4 protein-coding genes and 1 pseudogene are annotated in these 3,993 nt (G+C 67.7%); 1 reads left to right on the forward strand and 4 read right to left on the reverse strand.

Annotated features, from left to right (window positions below):
• The 3 genes and pseudogenes from ACFWAY_RS53105 to ACFWAY_RS53115 all read right to left on the reverse strand — a co-directional run.
• A pseudogene (locus ACFWAY_RS53105) lies at positions 1–220 on the reverse strand (hypothetical protein); the annotation flags it as partial.
• Between the two features lie 357 nt (positions 221–577).
• The gene (locus ACFWAY_RS53110; protein WP_378516450.1) at positions 578–1,378 is read right to left on the reverse strand and encodes an SDR family oxidoreductase; all 801 of its coding nucleotides are present in this window, start codon (positions 1,376–1,378) and stop codon (positions 578–580) included.
• Entirely contained in the window at positions 1,375–1,707 is a 333-nt protein-coding gene (locus ACFWAY_RS53115; RefSeq protein ID WP_378516451.1) for a nuclear transport factor 2 family protein, read from the reverse strand. Before ACFWAY_RS53115 ends, ACFWAY_RS53110 begins: the two co-directional genes overlap by 4 nt.
• A gap of 97 nt (positions 1,708–1,804) precedes the next feature.
• Between ACFWAY_RS53115 and ACFWAY_RS53120 the strand changes: the two genes are divergently transcribed.
• Positions 1,805–2,527: a TetR/AcrR family transcriptional regulator gene (locus tag ACFWAY_RS53120; protein ID WP_378516452.1), complete on the forward strand. Its 723-nt coding sequence runs from the start codon at positions 1,805–1,807 to the stop codon at positions 2,525–2,527.
• Between the two features lie 168 nt (positions 2,528–2,695).
• Here the strand turns inward: ACFWAY_RS53120 and ACFWAY_RS53125 are convergent, their stop codons facing one another.
• Positions 2,696–3,793, reverse strand: a complete 1,098-nt coding sequence (locus ACFWAY_RS53125; protein ID WP_378516453.1) for a hypothetical protein — start codon at positions 3,791–3,793, stop codon at positions 2,696–2,698.
• Positions 3,794–3,993 lie beyond the last annotated feature (200 nt).

The following is a 3,993-nucleotide window of genomic DNA, read 5'->3' on the forward strand; positions in this document are numbered from 1 at the left end:
GCCAGTCCGCTGACAGGTCGAAATATCCCAGAAGATCAACGACCTCGGCGACCCACCGTTTCGCGCCGCGTCTGTCACGTCGCAGCTGGGCGTAGGTCACCATGGGCTCGCTCACCGACTTCTTGCGCTGCCCCCACTTCTCGCCCTTCCTAGCCGCGTCACTGGCCAGTCGCCACAGCTGTGCAACGTCGACGTGCCGATCCAGCACCGGTTCCCTCACACCTGGCACAGTAACGATCCAACAGGACACGTGACAGCGACCCTGCTGCACGTAGCCGATCCCCACACGGCGCTGCCGCGATCGGTGTCTCACGGATCTGGGCGTCAGAAACTCGAATGAGAGACAACCCAAAACAGCGCATAACTATCCAGAGCCGATCGTGTCCCTTGGTCGCCCGATTTGGGATTCTTCACCGGATGGGGCTGTCGGGACCCGGGCATCTCAGCTCGTTCCGGTCATGAGTCGGCCTAGTCGAGGCAACCTGCGCTGCAAACCATGACACCGGCAAAACCGGCGAGGGCTTGTCGGCTCGTTCTCCTGCTCGGTGGCATCGGTGGCGTCGATGGCGAGGCGGTGTCAGGTGGTGGGTATGGTGCCACCGTCGATGGTGAGCTCGGTTCCGGTGATGGCTGCGGCCTGGTCGGAGGCGACGAAGGCGACGAGCGCGGCCACCTCGTGGGGCTGGGCTGGTCGGCCGAGCGGGATGCCTCCGAGGGCGTCCATGAGCTGCTGCCGGGCGGCCTGGGTGTCGGTGCTCGAATCCTGCGCGATCCGCTCGATGAGGCGGGTGGCGGCGTCGGTCTCGACGAATCCGGGGGCGATGCTGACGACGCGGATCCCTTGGGGGCCCAGCTCGTTGGCCAGCGCCTTGCTGTAGTTCGACAGTGCGGCCTTCGACGCGGCGTAGGCGATCGTCGATTTCAGCGGGAGGCGACTCTGAATCGAGGAGATGTGCACGATCACCCCGGAGCCTTGCTCGACCATCGACGGCACCAGGGCTCGGTCCAGGCGGACGGCGGCAAGCAGGTTGGTGTCGAGGTCGGACTGCCAGTGCGCATCGGTGAGGGCCAGGACCCCGCCCGGCGGGGCCGAGGACCCCCCCACGACGTGCACAACGACGTCGACCCCACCAAACTCGTCCAGCGCCCGGGTGGCGAGTGTCTGCACGCCCGTCGGGGTGCTGACGTCGGCTTGCACGAACAAGTCCGCGGCCCACTCCGGCCGTGAACGCGCGGTGGTCATCACCCGGGCGCCCGCCGCGGTGAGCTGGGCGACGACCGCGGCGCCGATGCCGGCGGTGCCACCGGTGACGACGACACGCTTGCCTGCGTAACCGTAGGAACCGGCACCGGTGCGGACGGCCTCCGTGGTGGTCACGGTGCGATCTCCAGACGGCTGATGAGTTCTCCGGTGACGGTGAAGTCGAAGGTCAATGTGGCGGTGCCGCCGGGGAAGTTGCCGTCGAGACGAGCTGTGACCAGGTGGTGGTCCTCGCCGTCGGCGGCAACGCCGAGGACCTCCGTCGTGTACTCGAACTCCGACGCCGCCCCCGTCTGCCAGCCCCGGATCTCGGTGGCCCCCCGACGTGTCTGGCCCTCGTCGATCACGACCGCATCGTCGGCGAACAGCGCGACCAGAGCGTCGATGTCACGGCGGGCGTCGGCCTCGAAGTAGCGGGTGACCACCTTGGGAACAGCTGTAGTCATGACATCTTCCTTTCGGATCGGGATGTGCACGCCGACCAGGCCATCGCTATACACGCTACATTCACTTGTATAACGGTACAAGTAGTAATGTAGCGGCATGGCTGTGACACGAGTGGCCGGGGCCGCCCGGGATCGCTTGCTTCTCGCTGCGGCGCAGCTGTTGGAGGAGTCAGGCGACCGGACGGTGTCCACCAGGGCGGTGTGCGAGCGGGCTGGTGTGCAGGCACCGACGCTCTATCACCACTTCGGCAACAAACAAGGTCTCATCGACGCGGTGCTCAACCACGGCTTCACCCAGTTCGTGGCGTCGGCTCACGCGCCGGGGGTCTCCGACGACCCGCTCGACGATGTGCGCGCAGGATGGGACCGCCACGTCGCGTTCGGGTTGAGTAACCCCACCTTCTACGCCCTGCTCTACGGACGGGTCGAGCCCGGCACACCGTGCACGATCACCGCACCCGCCCTGGCGATGCTCGTCGAGCTGCTCAACGCCGCCGCCCGGGATGGTGTGCTGGCCGTGCCGCCGCGCGACGCCGCAGCCCAGCTCCTGGCCGCGAACGTGGGGGCCACCCTGGCCCTGATCACCCAGCCCGAAGGGCAGGTCGACCACGGCCTGTCCGACCGGGTCCGTGAAGCGGCCATCGCGGGGGTGGTCACCCACCCGTCCGACCGCCACCCGGCGGGCTCGACCCGCCCGAAACCGACCCGGGCCAGTGCCGCGGTTGCACTCCGCACGCTCGTCGAGGACGACCCCGACGGACTCAGCCCCGGCGAGACCACGCTGCTGCAAGAGCTGCTCGACCGACTCAGCACACACTGAGTCACGAACGGTCCACGCACGGGCGCACCGTGCAGCGGCGCGACCCGGGCGGTTCACCGCGGCCCAAACGCCCGTGTAAGGGATCCAACACCGGTGAGGGATCGGCAGACGGTAGCGCAAACCTCGCCCGGAGAGCCCAATTGGGTCGCACGCTTCCCGGGCGATCATTCATTCCGCCTCGTTCGACCGACTCTGGGTCTCCTCGATGCGCTGCCGCTGCCGGACCCCGTACGCCGCCGCCTTGACGGCGGCGTCGTCCTCGAGGCCCGACCCGAGTGCCCCACCGATGGTGGCGATGGACGCCAAAAGCCAGGCGAGCGTGAGGTAGTCGGAGAAGTTCACCCCGTGCCCGAGAATGCGGGACAGCAGTTCCGGGGGAAGAGTCAGACACGCGGTGAACAGCAGCAGGCAGAACAGGGCCACGTGGAGGACGACGACGCCGATGACCAGGGTGATCACGGTCGCGGTGTTGTACAGCACAGGTCGATCGCGTTCCTCCGACGACGTCGGCCGCTCCCAGAGTTCGTGGTCGAGGATCAGCCAGAGAATCATCGCCACGATCGACAGTATCGTCGCCGCACTCATACGCCACGGACCCATCGTGTCGGCGAACAACCAGATCGTGTTGGTGGCCAGCGCGATCGCACCCGTGGCGAAGGCGCCGACGAGCACCTTCGACAGTCCGGTGACCAGTCGCCACGGCCGATTCGCCCGCACCATCCCCGACAGCAGTCGCAGTCGCCGCAGCCCCGAGGGCGCGAAGTACCGGATGCCGTCCTCAGACTGCACACACGGGAACCGTCGCGCCGCGCCCGGCGGCGTCAGTTCCGGTTCATCGAGGATGCGGGCGATCGCGAGTTCGGTGACGGTGCGGACGCGGCGCTCGATGTGGACGCCGCCCACCCCGGCGACGGAGATGAGCGCGAATTTGTGGTCGGCGCTGACGTCGGCCACCACCGGCAGGGTGTCCTCGCGGCGCGGCAGATCGGTGAGGTACACGACGATGTCCTCCCCTTCGGAGGACGGATCGACCGTGTCGATGACATCTGCGAAATCCGCTTGCTCGTCGGGGAGGTAGGGCTTGCGGCGCACGCACGTCGTCCACCGGCGGTTGAGGCGGTCACGGCTTCGCAGGCGTTCCGGCAGACGCTCTGCGACGCGTTCCGCGAGAGCCGCAGGCTTGCCTGGATCCGCGATCAACAGCACCGAGACCTGCTCACCCGCCGCCTCGGAGTGCCTTCTCTGCAGGTGCTCGTTCGCCTTCACCGCCTTCGCGTACCCGCCCGGTCTGCCCCCAAACTGCCCAGGCAGTGGGTGCGAGTCGATCACAGCGCCGCCGGGCTGTCCGTGTCCGGTAGACACATCCACCCAGTCCGCGGAGGCATCGTCGACAAGAGCGGGAATCGGTGGGATCTTTATGCTGGCCGGTGTGCCGGGGCAGATCGACCGATCCGGCGCGACGGTCC

Origin of the sequence: Rhodococcus sp. NPDC059968 (assembly GCF_042738615.1) — a bacterium.
In the GTDB taxonomy this organism is placed as follows: domain Bacteria; phylum Actinomycetota; class Actinomycetes; order Mycobacteriales; family Mycobacteriaceae; genus Rhodococcus_F.

Coding starts and splice junctions, on each gene's coding strand:
- ACFWAY_RS53115 (WP_378516451.1), bottom strand. CDS start 1,707: ATGACTACAGCTGTTCCCAAGGTGGTCACCCGCTACTTCGAGGCCGAC.
- ACFWAY_RS53120 (WP_378516452.1), top strand. CDS start 1,805: ATGGCTGTGACACGAGTGGCCGGGGCCGCCCGGGATCGCTTGCTTCTC.